At 70.0% G+C, this 14,959-nt stretch carries 12 protein-coding genes; 7 read left to right on the top strand and 5 right to left on the bottom strand.

The genetic code is table 11. The features are described 5' to 3' along the window. Positions 1-91 precede the first annotated feature (91 nt). Positions 92-1,144, top strand: a complete 1,053-nt coding sequence (locus BM417_RS24745; protein ID WP_093598854.1) for a cytochrome P450 family protein — start codon at positions 92-94, stop codon at positions 1,142-1,144. Here the strand turns inward: BM417_RS24745 and BM417_RS24740 are convergent. The 3 genes from BM417_RS24740 to folP are packed head-to-tail and all read right to left on the bottom strand — an operon-like array spanning position 1,101 to position 3,211. Next, the gene (locus BM417_RS24740; protein ID WP_093598851.1) at positions 1,101-1,385 is read right to left on the bottom strand and encodes a hypothetical protein; all 285 of its coding nucleotides are present in this window, start codon (positions 1,383-1,385) and stop codon (positions 1,101-1,103) included. The genes BM417_RS24745 and BM417_RS24740 overlap by 44 nt on opposite strands. Before the next feature lie 48 nt (positions 1,386-1,433). Continuing rightward, positions 1,434-2,372: a hypothetical protein gene (locus BM417_RS24735; protein WP_093598849.1), complete on the bottom strand. Its 939-nt coding sequence runs from the start codon at positions 2,370-2,372 to the stop codon at positions 1,434-1,436. A gap of 14 nt (positions 2,373-2,386) precedes the next feature. Next, entirely contained in the window at positions 2,387-3,211 is an 825-nt protein-coding gene (folP, locus tag BM417_RS24730) for a dihydropteroate synthase (protein WP_093598846.1), read from the bottom strand. Positions 3,212-3,273: 62 nt separating this feature from the next. Here folP and BM417_RS24725 point away from each other — a divergent pair, with 62 nt between their 5' ends. From BM417_RS24725 to BM417_RS24710, 4 genes are all read left to right on the top strand, one after another. Further along, complete coding sequence (locus BM417_RS24725) at positions 3,274-4,338, top strand: DUF2786 domain-containing protein (protein ID WP_093598844.1); 1,065 nt, start codon at positions 3,274-3,276, stop codon at positions 4,336-4,338. Between the two features lie 94 nt (positions 4,339-4,432). Beyond that, a complete protein-coding gene (locus tag BM417_RS24720; protein ID WP_093598841.1) occupies positions 4,433-4,915 on the top strand; it encodes a hypothetical protein in 483 nt (160 codons plus the stop codon). 63 nt (positions 4,916-4,978) lie between these two features. After that, positions 4,979-5,251, top strand: a complete 273-nt coding sequence (locus BM417_RS24715; RefSeq protein WP_093598838.1) for a GlsB/YeaQ/YmgE family stress response membrane protein — start codon at positions 4,979-4,981, stop codon at positions 5,249-5,251. Between the two features lie 677 nt (positions 5,252-5,928). Continuing rightward, positions 5,929-8,112: an esterase-like activity of phytase family protein gene (locus tag BM417_RS24710; RefSeq protein ID WP_218164549.1), complete on the top strand. Its 2,184-nt coding sequence runs from the start codon at positions 5,929-5,931 to the stop codon at positions 8,110-8,112. A gap of 14 nt (positions 8,113-8,126) precedes the next feature. Here the strand turns inward: BM417_RS24710 and BM417_RS24705 are convergent, their stop codons facing one another. Together BM417_RS24705 and BM417_RS24700 are read right to left on the bottom strand one after the other, a co-directional pair. Next, on the bottom strand, positions 8,127-8,954 hold the full coding sequence (locus tag BM417_RS24705) for an SWIM zinc finger family protein (RefSeq protein WP_093598832.1): 828 nt from the start codon (positions 8,952-8,954) through the stop codon (positions 8,127-8,129). Further along, a complete protein-coding gene (locus tag BM417_RS24700) occupies positions 8,947-11,922 on the bottom strand; it encodes a DEAD/DEAH box helicase (protein WP_093598829.1) in 2,976 nt (991 codons plus the stop codon). Before BM417_RS24700 ends, BM417_RS24705 begins: the two co-directional genes overlap by 8 nt. A gap of 30 nt (positions 11,923-11,952) precedes the next feature. Here BM417_RS24700 and BM417_RS24695 point away from each other — a divergent pair, with 30 nt between their 5' ends. Both BM417_RS24695 and BM417_RS24690 read left to right on the top strand, forming a co-directional pair. Further along, the gene (locus BM417_RS24695) at positions 11,953-13,419 is read left to right on the top strand and encodes an aromatic amino acid ammonia-lyase (RefSeq protein ID WP_093598826.1); all 1,467 of its coding nucleotides are present in this window, start codon (positions 11,953-11,955) and stop codon (positions 13,417-13,419) included. 78 nt (positions 13,420-13,497) lie between these two features. Beyond that, complete coding sequence (locus BM417_RS24690) at positions 13,498-14,457, top strand: zinc-binding dehydrogenase (protein WP_093599370.1); 960 nt, start codon at positions 13,498-13,500, stop codon at positions 14,455-14,457. Positions 14,458-14,959 lie beyond the last annotated feature (502 nt).

Below are 14,959 nucleotides of genomic sequence, written 5' to 3'. Positions count from 1 at the left end.
ACCCCACCCCGTCAGGCTAGGTGATCCGCGCCGCCAAGATGGGTGATCGCCTACTCATGCCTCTGAGCAGCGCGAACACCACGATGACCGCATGAGCTTCTTCACCGATCCGACCCCGTACTTCGACGAGTGGCGCGAGCGGGGTCCCGCGCTGATCGAGACCCCGGACGGCCAGAGGTCGTGGATGATCAGCCGCTACGACGACGTCGTGCAAGCCCTCAGCCACCCTGATCTCAGCAGCACCATCATGCCCGGCGGCATGCTGAACCACACCGACCCACCGGAGCACACCCGGTTGCGCAAGCCCATCGCGCGCGCGTTCTCCACACGGCGGATGGAAGCGCTACGGCCACGCATCGAGGAGATCGCCAACGAGCTGCTCGACGCGTGGCAGGGCGCGGAGGAGGTGGACGTCATCGAGACGTTCGCCTATCCGCTGCCGATCACTGTCATATGTGAACTCCTAGGTGTGCCCAAAGAGGACAGAGACGTGGTCCGGAAGCTGACCGCGGAGCTGCTCGCACCGGCGACGATGGCCGAGGCCTACGGCAGGTTCACGGCGTACGCGCAGGATCTCGTGCACACCAAGGAGCCCGGTGACGACGTCATCACCGAGCTCCGCGACGAGCCGAACCTCGTGAGCACACTTGTGTTGCTCATCACAGCAGGCCATGAGACGACCTCGCAGCTCATCGGCAGCGGTGTGCTCGCCCTGCTGCGCGATCCCGCCCTGAAGCGGTCGCTGGTCGACGATCCGATCCTGATTCCGGAGGCCGTCGAGGAGTTCCTGCGCCACGACGGTCCGTTCGCGTTGGGCCTGGGTCGTGTCGCCACTGCCGACGTGGTGATCGGAGGGGTCACGATTCCGAGATCTTCGCAGGTCACCGTCTCACTTGGGGCGGCGAACCGGGATCCGTCCCGGTACTCAGATCCGGACGTGCTGCAGCTGGGTCGAAACCCACACGTCGGGTTCGGTCACGGGATCCACTACTGCGTGGGGGCACGGCTCGCGCGTATCGAGGGCGAGATCGCGTTCGGAACGCTCCTTCGGCGATTCCCGGAACTCGTGCTCGCCGCTGAGCCCGAGTGGCGGGAGTCATTCATCCGAGGCTTGGGATCATTTCGCGTGCGACCGAAGCCCTGACAGCGGCACGGGCCGCCACCAGGTCGTCGACCGCGTAAATCTCGGGGCAGGACGCGATGACCAAGTCCTTGTCTGACGCGACAGTCAGCAAAGAAGCTTTCTCGGTCAACGACTTGGCTTGCCGCACAACTCCCTTGGCATCAACGCGGATCAACGTGACCCACGTCTCTGACCAGGGAAAGTCGGCGACGGCGCTGGATTTACGCAGGCCTTCCACATCGAACTCGGCAAATCTGGGCATGACACCAAGATAACGAGTCGAGGTAGCGGAAAGGCAAAGATCACCCTTTCACCGCAATGCAGCCAGCAGATGGGACAGGTTGACACCAACGGCGTCGGCCAACCGGCGCACGACTTCTGGAGCGGGTGCCAACGGGTGTGTCTCACGGGTGAACGGGAGACCTTCACCGCCTGAAAACTTCGATTGCGGCGTAACAGGCGCGAGGATCGGGTAGACGCGCCAGCGCGGCACCTTCGAGTCCGCCATGGCGAGAGTGTTCTCGTGCCACAACATCACGGCCGACGACCGAATGTTGCGCGCGAGGACGCAGCCGTGGCCCGTGAGCGTGATCGCGCGCGCAGCGGCACGCACGGCGTTGCGGAACTCGCCCTCCACCACCCACACGCCGTTCATGAACTCCGCGGTGAAGCCTTCCGTCTCCAGTGCGGCGATCGTCTCGGCGTGCTGGTCGTCCGCCGCGGCCGTGGCCAGCTCGACGACCTCCTGCACCTCCGACGCAGTCACGACGCGCGCACCGGCCTCGGTGGAGGCGTACAGGAGCCGTTCCACGTGACGGTCCTCCGCGTAGGCCGCCCACTCCTGGGCCTTCTCCCACGCCGACCGTGCGATGACATCGGCCTCGGAACCGCCGCGCAGGCGTGCGTCCTGCAGCAGCTGTGCGAGCACCACGGCGATGACAGAGCTCAGCAGGGCGTCGTCACGTGACTCGTCGTCCTCGGGCACGAGAGAGACGACCAGGTCGCGCAGATCGGCACGCCAGCTCTCGTCGCCCGCCCACACGCCGATGGCGAGCAGGTTGAGGTAGTGGTCCGCGAGGGCCATCCGCACGAGCAGCGGCTGAGTGCCCGCCTCTCGTGCGTCGCGGCGCGCGGTCGCCTTCATCTGCTGTCGTTCCGCAGGATCCACCACGCTCACGCGGATCTTGTCGAGTTCGTCGAGGAAGTCGTCCCACCGGTCGTCCGAAAACCGGGCGAAGACGTCGTCCACCTGTTACCTCCAGCTCAGAGTCGAGCGACGGACTCGAGTACTCGTCTGGTGCGCGCCACCTCGTGCGCGCGAAAGACCGCGGCGCCCGCCAACGCCGCGATCGCGGTCGCGACGAGGGTGCCCTCGACGCGCTCGTGCAGTTCCACGCCGAGGGTCTCCCCGACGAAGTCCTTGTTGGACAACGCCATCAGCACCGGCCACCCGGTCGCCACCAGCTCGTCCGTGTGCCGCACCAGCGCGAGGCTGTGCCATGTGTTCTTGCCGAAGTCGTGTGTGGGGTCGATCAGCACGCTCTTGCGAGGCACACCGAGCGCGACCACCCGCTCCGCGCGCGTCGTCGTCTCCGCGATGACGTCCGCGACGAGGTTCGGATAACTAACCCTATGCGGACGCGTGCGAGGCCGCGCACCGCCCGTGTGCGAGCACACGTAGCCGGCGCCGTACTCCGCGGCGACCTCGGCCAACTGTGGGTCCGCACCCGCCCACGTGTCGTTGAGCAGGTCGGCACCGGCCTCGCAGACGAGCCTTCCGACGTCGGCGCGCCAGGTGTCGCTGCTGATGATCAGATCCGGGTAGGCGGCGCGCACGCGGGCGATGAACGGCACGACGCGGCGCACTTCCTCGCCGGAGTCGACCAGGTCGCCGGGGCCTGCCTTCACACCGCCGATGTCCACGATGTCCGCGCCCTCGTCCACGACGCGGTGCACGGCCTCCATGGCCACGTCCTCGGCGTAGGTGGCGCCCTTGTCGTAGAACGAGTCCGGCGTGCGGTTGATGATCGCCATCACCAGCGCGTGGTCGCGGACGACGGTCCGGCCGCGGAACTGGAGCTCGATCACATCCCGTGTCTACCAGGTGGTCCCCGACCTTCGCACATGGCGGACGTCTCATACTGCGTGGCGTGGAACTGGTGAAAGCGGTCGACGCGCTCTGGCAGCGCGGCTGGCTGCCGTACGACCTTCGCGAGATCGTGTCGCGTTCGCTCGACGAGTCGGCCGCGTCCCTCGCGGTGGACGTGATCGCTTTGTCCTGTTCGCCGCATGCCGCGGCGACCGTGCATCCGCGGTGGCAGCGTCAGCTCGACGAGATCGGCGCCTCCGTGTGGTGGGAGGGGCCACTGCTGGAGGCGTGGGCAACGCGCCACATCGAGACACGGGCCTATGCGAACCGCACGGCCGCTGACCTGTTGAAGTTCCTCGGGCGGTTGCCTTCGTTGCCGCACATCCTGCCGTTGCCGGGCGACGTGTTGATGTCCGCCGTGCGCGCGGGGCTGGACCCGAAGGTGCTCAACCGGGTCCGGGGGCTGCTCGCGAAGGCCGAGTCGACGGCGTTCCCCGAGGAGGCGGAGGCGCTGTCGGCCAAGGCGCAGGAGCTGATGAACCGGCACGCGCTGGAGCGGGCGATGCTCGACGCGGACCTGCCGGCGGAGGCGACGTCGCGGCGGATGTGGCTGGACAAGAGCTACTTCAAGGAGAAATCGCAGCTCGTGCACGTGGTCTCGGAGGCGTTCCGGTCGCGGGCGGTGGCCTACGACGCGTTCGGGTTCGTCGCTCTGGTGGGTGACGAGGTGGACCTGGAGAGCGTGGAGCTCCTGTCGACGTCTCTGCTCGTGCAGGCGACACGGGCAATGGTGGCCATCGGTGGACCGGCGGGGAAGGGCAGCGAGGCGCGCTCGCGGCCGTTCCGGAAGGCGTTCCTGGTGGCGTACGCGTCCCGGATCGGGGAGCGGCTGGAGGCCATGGCGGCCGCGCCGGTCTCCCCGGACGACCCGATCGCCTCGGACGAGCGGTTGCTGCCGGTGCTCGCGGACCGCAAGCAGGCCGTGGACACGTTGTTCGAGCAGATGTTCACGCGTACGCGCACCTCACGCGTGACGGTGCGGTCAGCCGCGGGATGGGGTGCGGGACGTGCGGCCGCCGACCGCGCCGACATCGGTACCGGTCGAAGTGCCGTGACTTCGGGCTGACCCCCACCCCTTCGAGTGAACTCCCGCCGCACAACGGCATCCCCAGAGACCCAACCCGGAAAAAGCGTCAGACCCCCTCCCTAACGTCGACCCCATGACATCCACCTTCCACAACGAGATCAAGCTCGGCGAGGTCAACTACCGGCTGAGCGCGACGACCGACTCCGACGAATCGATGGTGCTCGACCTGCTGGGCTCGCTCGACTCTGGCGAGGTGGTCGCGGACGGCCGCCTCCGGCTGCCGGTCGAGGGCGGCACCACGATCGGCAAGCTCCTCGCCCGCGTCCTGGGCGCCCACACACGCCTGCGCAGCCGCGCGTCCCGCCACGCGAACGCCAACCAGCCCTGGACCGAATCCCTCGACACCGAACTGCGCACCACCTGGCTCACCCCGACCGACGCCCCCTCTCCCACGCTGATCAGGTCCCTGGCCGACGACATGCAGCGCTCCCCCACCGCCATCCGCGCCCGCCTGGCCAGGGTGGGCTGCGATCCGGACGTCCCCGGCCGCGAGCTCTCCGCCACAGCCGCCGTGCTGCTAGGGGGAAAGTCAGGGGCCACTCAGGGAAAGACCTGATTCGCGGGCCCCGCGCCAAGCGGACCCTGGAGTAGCAAGCACCAGAGTCTCAGGGGGTAAACAGTGGAAATCGGCGGCTTGTTCACCGCGTTGCTCTTCGGAGCCATCATCGGCGGCCTGGGCCGCCTGGTGATCCCAGGCAGGCAACACGTCTCGCTGCTCGCGACCATCCTCGTAGGCATCGTCGCCGCCCTGCTGGGCACCGCGGCCGCCACCGTCCTGGGCGTTGCGAACACCCCGGGAATCGACTGGATCGAACTGGCCCTGCAGGTAGGCCTCGCCGGCGCCGGCGTGACCCTGCTGGCCAACCGCTCCAGGCCGAAACTCCACCGCTGACCCTCCGGGCAAGGGCGGCCCCGCAGCCGCCCACCCACTCACCACCAACCCGTCCGCCAAGTGACCCGAGCCGCCTCGCCCTCCGCGCACACCCGCCACCGCGCCCGGACCGCACAGCGCCCAACGGGTGCACGGCCCACCCTTCCCTGCTAGCACCCGCGGCTTCAGGCTGTCCCGCGCCGCTGGCGCACAACCCTCACCCGCCGCCGCCCACGATCCGAGCCACGCTGCCTCCCGCGCCTGAACGCGCCCGAACCCCAGCACCCCCAACGGATCCCGCGACATCGGCACCCGGCCACCTCTCGCCACCGGCGGCCAAGGCCTGACCCACGCGCGCCACGATCCAGGTCGCGCCGCGCTCACACCTGCCCCCAACGGATCCCGCAGCCACGGCATCCCACAGCCCTTCAGCCGACGCATCGCTTCAACGCACCCCCAACCACCTCTCAACCAGAAACCGCTCCCTCGCCCCGAATCACCCGCCTCAACCCCAAATCTCCCTCGGGCCGCTGAGGCAGTCGATGCAGAAAGGAGGCCCCTCCAGCCCGATCTGCCCACTCCCCCAAGCGATGCCGTCCGCCCTGAACCCGAACCACCCCAGAAGATCAGCGAACGTTCACCCCGCGGACGACTCGATCAGCCACACTGCGCGCCTCCGAGCTGTTCGAGGAGGACCAGTGGTCCGGTTGTGCACAGGCCTGGTGGCCTTGGTGTTGCTCGTGTCGGCCGCGCCCGCCGAGGCGTCCGTGCCGGCACGGTTCCAGCGTTTCGACACGATGTCGGTGTTCCGGAACAGCTCGCCGGGTGAGCACACGGCCGCCGAGATCGCCGCCGCCACCGCGGACGGCAAGCTGGTCGTCTACACCGACTCGCCCGGTCGCCGGATCGGGTTCGCCAAGGCGAGTCAGAAGCTCACGCCGGACGGTGTGCTGCCGATGCCCGGTGAGCCGACGTCCGTCGACGTCATCGGCGGGCTCGCGCTGGTCGCGGTCAACACGTCGAAGTCGTTCGCCGAGCCGTCTGGCGTGCTGGTGGTCGTGGATCTCGGCAAGCGGGAAGTCGTGGCCACGCACGACCTCGGTGGCCAGCCGGACTCGATCGACATCTCCAAGGACGGCCGGTACGCGGCCATCGCGATCGAGAACGAGCGCGACGAGGACGTCGACGAAGGCGCGATCCCGCAGGCCCCCGCGGGTTTCCTGACCATCGTCGACCTGGTCGGGCGCGGGCCGGCGTCGTGGCAGCTGCGCAAGGTCGAGCTGACCGGGATCGCGCAGGTCGCGCCGACCGATCCGGAGCCGGAGTACGTCAGCATCAACGGGCGCGACCAGGTGGCGGTGACGCTGCAGGAGAACAACCACATCGCGATCGTGGACCTGCGTTCCGGCAGGCTCGTGAAGCACTTCTCGGCTGGCACGGCCACGGTGAGCGGCATCGACACCGCGGACGACGGAAAGTTCTCGCCCAGCGAGACCATCACCGCCGCCCGTGAGCCCGACGCCGTCGCCTGGCTGGACGACCACACGCTCGGCACCGCCGACGAGGGTGACTACGTCGGCGGCTCGCGCACGTGGACGATCTTCGACGCGGACTCCGGCAAGGTCGTGTTCTCCTCGGGCAACGAGCTTCAGCAGATCGCCGGCAAGCAGGGGCAGTACCCGGACGGCCGGTCGGACAACAAGGGCGTCGAGCCGGAAGGCCTGGCCGTCGCCACGTTCGGGCGCGACAGGTACGCGTTCGTCGGCATGGAACGCGCGAACCTCGTCGCGGTGTACGACGTGAACAACCCGCGCAGGCCGCGTTTCCTTCAGGCGCTGCCGACCGGCGTCGGACCGGAGGGCCTGCTGCCGATTCCCGCGACCGGCACGCTCGTCGTCGCGGCGGAGGAGGATTCGGCCGCGGACGGCATCCGCTCGTCGCTCAGCGGGTACCGCCTGACCCGCAAGCCGCTGGCGTTGTCGTTGGCGCACAACCAGGGCACGCCGTCGATCGTGTCGGACGGCATCGGATTCGGTGCGCTGTCGGGACTTTCCGGCATCCCGGGCAACCACCGCGACGTCGTCGCCGTGACGGACGCGGCCTACAGCCCGACCCGGATCCTGACCATCGACACCGTGTCGGCACCAGCGAAGGTCCGCAAGGAGCTGACGCTCACGAAGGACGGCAAGCCGGTCGGTTACGACGGCGAGGGCATCGCCGCGCGCAAGGGCGGCGGCTACTGGGTCGCGGTCGAGGGTGACGGCAAGCAGAAGCCGAACCTGCTCGTGGAAGTGAGCACGGACGGCGCTGTCGTCAGGGAGATCCCGCTGCCGGAGGCGATCGCGAAGACCGCCACCGGCAACGGGTTCGAAGGCGTGACCGTGATCGGCGGCGGCAGGTCCGAGCAGGTGTGGCTCGCCGTGCAGCGCGAGTGGAAGGCCGACAGGCCCGGCCAGGCCACGCTGGCGCGGTTCACTCCGGCGACCGGTGAGTGGGCGTTCGCCGCGTACCCGCTCGACGCGCCGCAGGCCGGTGCGTGGATCGGCCTGTCCGAGATCACCGCGCTGAACGACCGCACGCTGCTCATCCTCGAACGCGACAACCAGCGCGGTGACGCGGCCAAGACCAAGAAGGTCTACCGCGTCGACATCGGCGCTCTGACGCCGGTGCCCGCCGGCACCGAGAAGCCGCTGGTGTCCAAGAAGCAGGCCAGGGACCTCGTTCCTGCGCTCAAGGCGGACGGCGCCGCCACGCACGACAAGCCGGAAGGCCTCGCCGTGATCGGCGGCGGGCCGTTCCAGCGACTGGTCGGCGTCGTGGACAACGACGGTCTGGACGACGCTCCTGGCGAGTCGGTGTTCCTGCGCCTCGGCCGGATCTGATCACACGACCCGGTTCAGTCGCCGGGTTTCAAGGCGAGATACGCCGGACGCAACAGGTCGGCCAGCGACGACCGGCCCACCGTGATCGGCACACCGTCGAGCTGATCGAGCACCGCGTCCGCGCGCACGGCCGCGGTCGGGTCACCGAGGTTGATGCTCGTGGCGGTCTGCTTCTGCCAGAACGTGTCCAGGCACCTCGTCAGCGGCGGCGCCTCCTCGCGAGCCACAGCGGAACGCACGGTTCCACGCAGCGCGCGGAGGCGGTCGAGCAGTTCCTCACGGCCGCGGCCACGCCAGGCGAGGATCTCGAACGGGTCCTTGTCGAACGACTCGGCCAGCAGGTAGCAGGTGGCGGCGAGGTGCTTGCACGGCACCTCCCAGTCCGGGCAGCTGCAGTCCATCGTCAGCTCGCGCTGCGTCGCGGGGAAGAGCCGCAGCCCCAGCGAGGCGAACAGCGTCTCGATGTCGGCGGGCATCTCGCCGGCCAGCAACTTGGCCGCGTACAGGGCTTTCCCGGCCAGGGCGTGCTCGATGCGCTGCCATTCCTGGCCGGTGAACGACTTGATCGCGATCCGCGTCTTGTACGGGGTGGGACGCGAGCCCTGCACCAGGCCGATGACCATGCTCGTGGACAGCGACAACGACAGAACCTGGCCCTGCCGCGCGTAGTTGCGGCCGCGGGTCAGCCGGCCGCCCATGCCGAACGACTCCAGCACCTCGATGAACCGTCGCGACCACCAGGTGGCGCCGATGTCACCGCGCTTGCTCGTCGCCTTGAGACCGTTGTCCACCTTGATGGTCTTGCCGTAGCGGGGGCGATCGCCCGACCAGTGCTCACTCACCGATGGCCTCCCCGGACAGCGTCAACAGGTCCCGCAGTTGCGCGGTGGACAGGTCGGTGAGCCAGTTCTCGCCGGCGCCGACCACCAGCTGGGCCAGGGCGCGCTTCTCCTCGATCATGGCGTCGATGCGTTCTTCCAGCGTGCCGATGCAGACGAACTTGCGCACCTGCACGTTGCGGCGCTGGCCGATCCGGAACGCGCGGTCGGTCGCCTGGTCCTCGACCGCCGGGTTCCACCAGCGGTCCAGGTGGATCACGTGGTTGGCGGCGGTGAGGTTGAGGCCGGTGCCGCCCGCTTTCAAGGACAACAGGAACAGCGACGGGCCCTTCCTGTCCTGGAAGCGCTCGACCATGCGGTCGCGGGAGGCCTTGTTCGTGCCGCCGTGCAGGAACATCACCTCGGTGTCGAAGCGCGCGGCCAGGTAGGGCACGAGCATGCTGCCGAACTCGGTGAACTGGGTGAAGCACAACGCCTTGTCGCCCTCGGCGAGCACTTCCTCCAGCACTTCCTCCAGACGCGCGAGCTTGCCGGAGCGGCCGGCGACGCGGGAGCCGTCGCCGAGGAAGTGGGCCGGGTGGTTGCAGACCTGCTTGAGCTTCGACATGGTCGCGAGCACCAGTCCCTTGCGGCCGATGCCTTCCGCTTCCTCGATCTTCTCCAGCATGTCGTTGACTACGGCCTGGTAGAGCGAGGCCTGCTCGGTGGTGAGGTTGCACAGCTGGCGCATCTCGACCTTGTCGGGCAGGTCGCTGATGATGCGCGGGTCGGTCTTCACGCGGCGCAGCACGAACGGGTTCGTGATCTTGCGCAGGCGGGCGGCGGCGTCCTGGTCGTTGTGGCGCTCCACCGGGACGGCGAAGCGGGCGCGGAACGTGTTGACCGTGCCCAGCACGCCGGGGTTGGCGAAGTCCATGATCGACCAGAGTTCGGCCAGGCGGTTCTCGACGGGTGTGCCGGTCAGCGCGACGCGGTGGCGTGCCTTGATCTGCCGCACGGCCTGGGACTGGCGGGTCGCGCTGTTCTTGATGTTCTGCGCCTCGTCGAGCACCACGCGGTCGAAGGTGAGGTCGCTCAGCGCGTCGGCGTCGCGGGCGGCCAGCGCGTAGGTGGTGAGGATGAGGTCGTTGCTCTCCACGGCTTCGCGCAGCGCGTCGCCGTCCAGGCGGTCCGCGCCGTGGTGCACGTGCACCGAGAGTTCCGGGGTGAACCGCGCCGCCTCGCGTTGCCAGTTGCCGACGACGGACATCGGGCAGATCAGCAACGTGGGCGGCCTCTTGCCGTGGCTGCGGTTCAACGATTCCAGCGCCAGCAGCTGAACGGTCTTGCCAAGGCCCATGTCGTCGGCGAGGCACGCGCCCAGGCCGATCTTGTCGAGGAACGCGAGCCAGGCCAGGCCGCGCTGCTGGTACGGGCGCAGCTGCGCGAGGAAGTTCGCCGGCGGCTCAACGGGTTCGATCTGCTCGTCGGCCTTGCCGGACAGCAGGTCGCCGAGCCAGCCGTCGGCCTCGACGGACATCAGCGGGAGCGGCAGGCTCTCGTCCTCCTCGGTGAGTCCACTGTGGAGCATGATCTCGGCGGCGGTCATCTGCCCGCCGCCGCGCTTGAGGAACGCGAGTCCCGCGGCGAGCCGTTTCTGATCGACCTGCACCCACTGGCCGCGCACCTTGACCAGCGGCACCTTGGCTCTGGCCAGCTCGGCCAGCTCGGCATCGGTCAGCGTGTCCTCGCCGAGGGCGAGCTCCCACTTGTAGTCCACAATGGACTTAAGGCCGATCTCGCTCTCCTTGGCGACGGTTCCGGCCGTGCCGCGGCTCTTCGCGGTGAGCTTCAGGCCGAGTTTCGTCGTCTGCTGCCACCACGAGGGCAGCAGCACGCCGAACCCCGCCTGCGCCAGCACCGGCGCCGCGGTCAAGAACCGGTACGCACCCTCCGCGTCGACCTCCATCTCGGCCGGGTGCGAGCCGCGCAACGCCTCGTCCAGCTCGGGGTGCAGCTTGCTCGCGCGGCCGAGGTCGGCCAGCAGGTGTTCCTGAGGTGCCGGGATCCAGCGCCGCAGCACGCCGTCGTCCGCGAACCACACCTGGTGCGCGGGCACGAGAACGCTCGGCTCGTCGACGGCCTGCAGCAGGAACTCGATGGCCCACTCGTCGTCCTCGCGCTGCTCGGGCGAGCGCAGCCGGAAGCACGTTCGCACCGGGCTCTCGTTGCCCGCGCTGTCCCGCCAGCGGTCCAGGTGCTCGCGCAGTTCGTAGAGCTCGACCGGGTCGGCGTCGAACGCGGGCTCGCTGGTGAGCGCGGCGAGCCACGACTCCGCCGTCGTCACGCGGCCACGTCGTGCCGGAGCGAGCGCCGTGCCGTTCAACCGGCTCCGCACCTGCTCGTCGACCGCGGTCGTGAGGGCCGCGCGCACCAGCTCTGCGGGGTCGCTGACGATCTCCTCGCACCGGCAGGCGGGCGGCATCGCGGCCTGCAGTGCCGCGAACCGCGCCGAGTCCGTTCCCGACAACACCGGCACCCACCGCGCGACGGCCCGCTCCGGCGCGACCGAGGGCAGCACGCGGCCGCGGTCGACCAGGTCGGCGGCGAACCCTGCCACGTCGAACACGAACCGCGCGGAGTCGCTCAGCCGCATCTCGCCGCCGAGCTCCGGGGCGCCGTCGAGACGGATCGTGGGGACACCCCACTGCCGCAGCTGGACCTTGCCGCGCGGCGCCCGTCCCGCCGTCAGCGGGTCGCGGACCAGCTCGGGCGAGGCCATCGGACCCGACGAGAACGACGGCAACAGCAACGCCCGCGTGGTCGTTTTGAGCGGTTCCTGCCCGAGCGCGGCGGCCAGCGACTCGGCCGTCGCCGCGAACGGGTGCGGTGCGTCCCGTCGCGTGCTCTCGCTGCGTGCGGGCAGCCCGGAGTCTTCGGCCCACAGCGCGAGGACGCCGTCGGTCGTGCACAGGCCATGCAGTACGAGCACCTCCGAACCCTATGTGCTCACATTGGTGCCATGGTCGAAGACTCCCCTGTCGTGCTGGACGGTCAGTCCCTCAGCGCCGACGACGTGGTGCGCGTCGCGCGGTACCACTCCCCGGTAGCGCTGCACGCTGATGGCGTCGCACGCCTCGAAGCGTCGTGGGGAGCGAGCCAGCGGCTCGTGGTGCGACGACAGGTGTACGGCCGCACGACCGGTGTTGGCGCCAACCGCGACCAGATCGTCAGCACGGAAGGCTGGGCCGAGCACGGCCTGCGCCTGCTGCGCAGCCACGCGGGCGGACTCGGCGGCATGCTCCCCGAGGAACAGGTGCGCGCCATGATGGTCGTGCGCCTCAACCAACTCCTCGCGGGCGGCGCCGGCGTGCGCAGAGCCGTGGCCGACGCGCTGCTGGCTGCTCTGAACAGCAGCTGCTACCCCGGCGTGCACGAGTACGGCGCCATCGGCACCGGCGACCTGACCGCGCTGGCCGAGACCGGCCTGACCCTGCTCGGCGAGCGCTACTGGCTCGGCTCCACCCAGACCCCGGACCCGATCGAGCTCGACTCGGGCGACGCGCTGGCGTTGATCAGCAGCAATGCGCTCACCATCGGCATGGCGGGCCTGGCCTGGCAGGACGCGCACCACCTGCTCAAGGCCACACACGTGGTAGCCGCGCTGTCGTTCCTCGCGGTGGACGGAGCCGCCGAGGCCTACGACGAACGCGTCCACCTGGGCCGCCCGCACCCAGGCCAGGTCGCGGTGGCCGCGGAGATGCGCCGCCTGATCGGCGACCCGCCACGCCCGGCCGCACGCATCCAGGACCCGTTCGGCTACCGCTGCTTCCCGCAGATCCACGGCCCGGCCGTCGACGCCGCCACCGACCTCGCCCGCGTCCTGGACGTCGAGTTCAACGCCGCCGCCGAGAACCCGCTGATCGTCTCCGACCACTTCGGCCCGGAGGACGACGCCGCCTACCACCACGGCGCCTTCCACAGCGCGTACCTGGGCCAGGCGCTGGACCGGCTCCGGCTGTCGATGCTGCACACCGGCCACATCTCGACCGCCCGCCTGGCGACGCTGGTGGAACCGAGCTTCACCGGCCTGCGCCCGTTCCTGGCGGAGGGCGTCCCCGGCAGCTCGGGCGTGATGATCCTCGAATACAGCGCCAACTCGGCGCTCGCCGAGGTCCGCACCCTCGCCGAACCCGCGAGCATCGGCAACGCCGTGGTGTCGCGCGGCCAGGAGGAGAACTCGAGCTTCGCCTTCCAGTCCGCATCCCAGGCCCTGCGCTCCCTGACCGCGTTCCGCCTCGTCCTCGCCTGCGAGGTCGTCGCCGCCGTCCGTGCTCTGCGACTACGCGGCATCACCCCTCAAACCCCGGCACTGCGGTCCGCCTTCGAGACCGCCGAGTCGAAGCTCAACCCGGACATGTCCGACCGCCAGCTCAGCCCGGACGTCGAGGTGGCCTCGGCACTCCTGGACGACTTCGCCACCTGCTGATTGAGCCTTGATCTCCACCAAACTGGAGCTTCTACGGTGGGACGCGACCAGTTGATCGAGTTGGGGGATGTGGTTGCGGTGCGTGCTGTCCGTGTGCACGAGTTCGGCGGACCCGAGGTACTCCGCGTGGAAGAGGTTCCCGAGCCGGTAGCAGGTCCGGGCCAGGTCGTGGTGGCGTTGGAGGTCGCCGACGTGATCCTCCTCGACACGCTGCTGCGCGGCGGCTGGGGCGGCGAGTACTTCCCGCTGACCCTTCCCTACGTGCCCGGCGGAGGCGGCGTCGGGCACGTGCTCTCGGTTGGCGAAGGCGTGGATCCGGCATGGCTGGGTCGTCGCGTCCTCAGCCGCGGCGCCGGGGGCTACGCGGAGCAGACGCTCTTCCCGGCCGACGAGATCGTGGCGGTCCCCGACGGCCTGAGCTCGGCAGAGGCGGCGGCCATGGTGCACGACGGCGCCACCGCACTGCTGCTGGCCCGCCGCGTGGAGATCCCGAAGGACGAGTGGGTCCTGGTGGCGGCCGCGACGGGCGGCGCGGGCTCGCTGCTCGTCCAACTCCTGCGCGACGCCGGCGCACGGGTGATCGCCGCGGCCCGCGGCGAACGCAAGCTGGCACTGAGCCGCGAACTGGGCGCGGAACTCGCCGTCGACTACTCGCTCGACGGCTGGCAGGACCAGGTCCGCGAGGCGACGGACGGAGTCGGCCTCGCCTTCGACGGCGCGGGAGGAGCGCTCGGCAGGGCCGTGTTCGAGGCCGTCGCCGACGGCGGCCGCTTCGTCACCTACGGCAGTTCGGGCGGGTTCGCCGACATCGACCCGGAGCTGGCAAGCCGGCGGCGAGTGCACGTGGACGACGTGCTGGCAGCCGGGGCACCCGACCCGGCGACCTTGCGCGAGCTCCACACGGAGGCGCTCGCGCTCACGGCGCAGGGCCGACTTCGGCCGGTGATCGGTGCGACGTACCCGTTGGCGGAGGCCGAGAAGGCTCATCGGTCGTTGGAGGAACGCGCCACGCTGGGCAAGTCGCTCCTGCTGATCTAGCCGCTTCGGCTCACGGGGGCGGGCTCGCTCGGGGGAACCTACCGAAGGCTGGTTGGTTCAGGGGAGCCGATCGAGAGCTGGCCGGTCCAGCGGCGCCGGTTCGGGGGGCACCGGTTCGGGGGCACCGGTTCGGGGGGCACCGGTTCGGGGGCGCCAGGTCGGGGGCGCCAGGTCGGGGGCGCCAGGTCGGAGGCGCCAGGTCGGAGGCGCCAGGTCGGAGGCGCCAGGTCGGAGGCGCCAGGTCGGAGGCGCCAGGTCGGAGGGCACCAGGTCGGAGAGCACCGGTCCAGGGCCGCCGATCCAGGGCCGAAGGGTCGGGGCGCCGGTCCAGGAGCGCCGGGTCGAGGCCGCCGGGTCGAGGCCGCCGGGTCGAGGCCGCCGAGTCGAGGCCGCCGAGTCGAGGCCGCTTGGCGGGTGGCCGATAACGCCAGCCGCGTGCACCACCGGCCGCGTCCACCACCGGCCGCGTCCACCAGCAGCCGCGTCCACCAGCAGCCGCGGC

The sequence above is a fragment of the Lentzea waywayandensis genome (assembly GCF_900115955.1).
GTDB classification, from domain to species: domain Bacteria; phylum Actinomycetota; class Actinomycetes; order Mycobacteriales; family Pseudonocardiaceae; genus Lentzea; species Lentzea waywayandensis.
The sequence above is the reverse complement of the archived record's forward strand: the minus strand, read 5'-3'. Positions and strand labels throughout refer to the sequence as shown.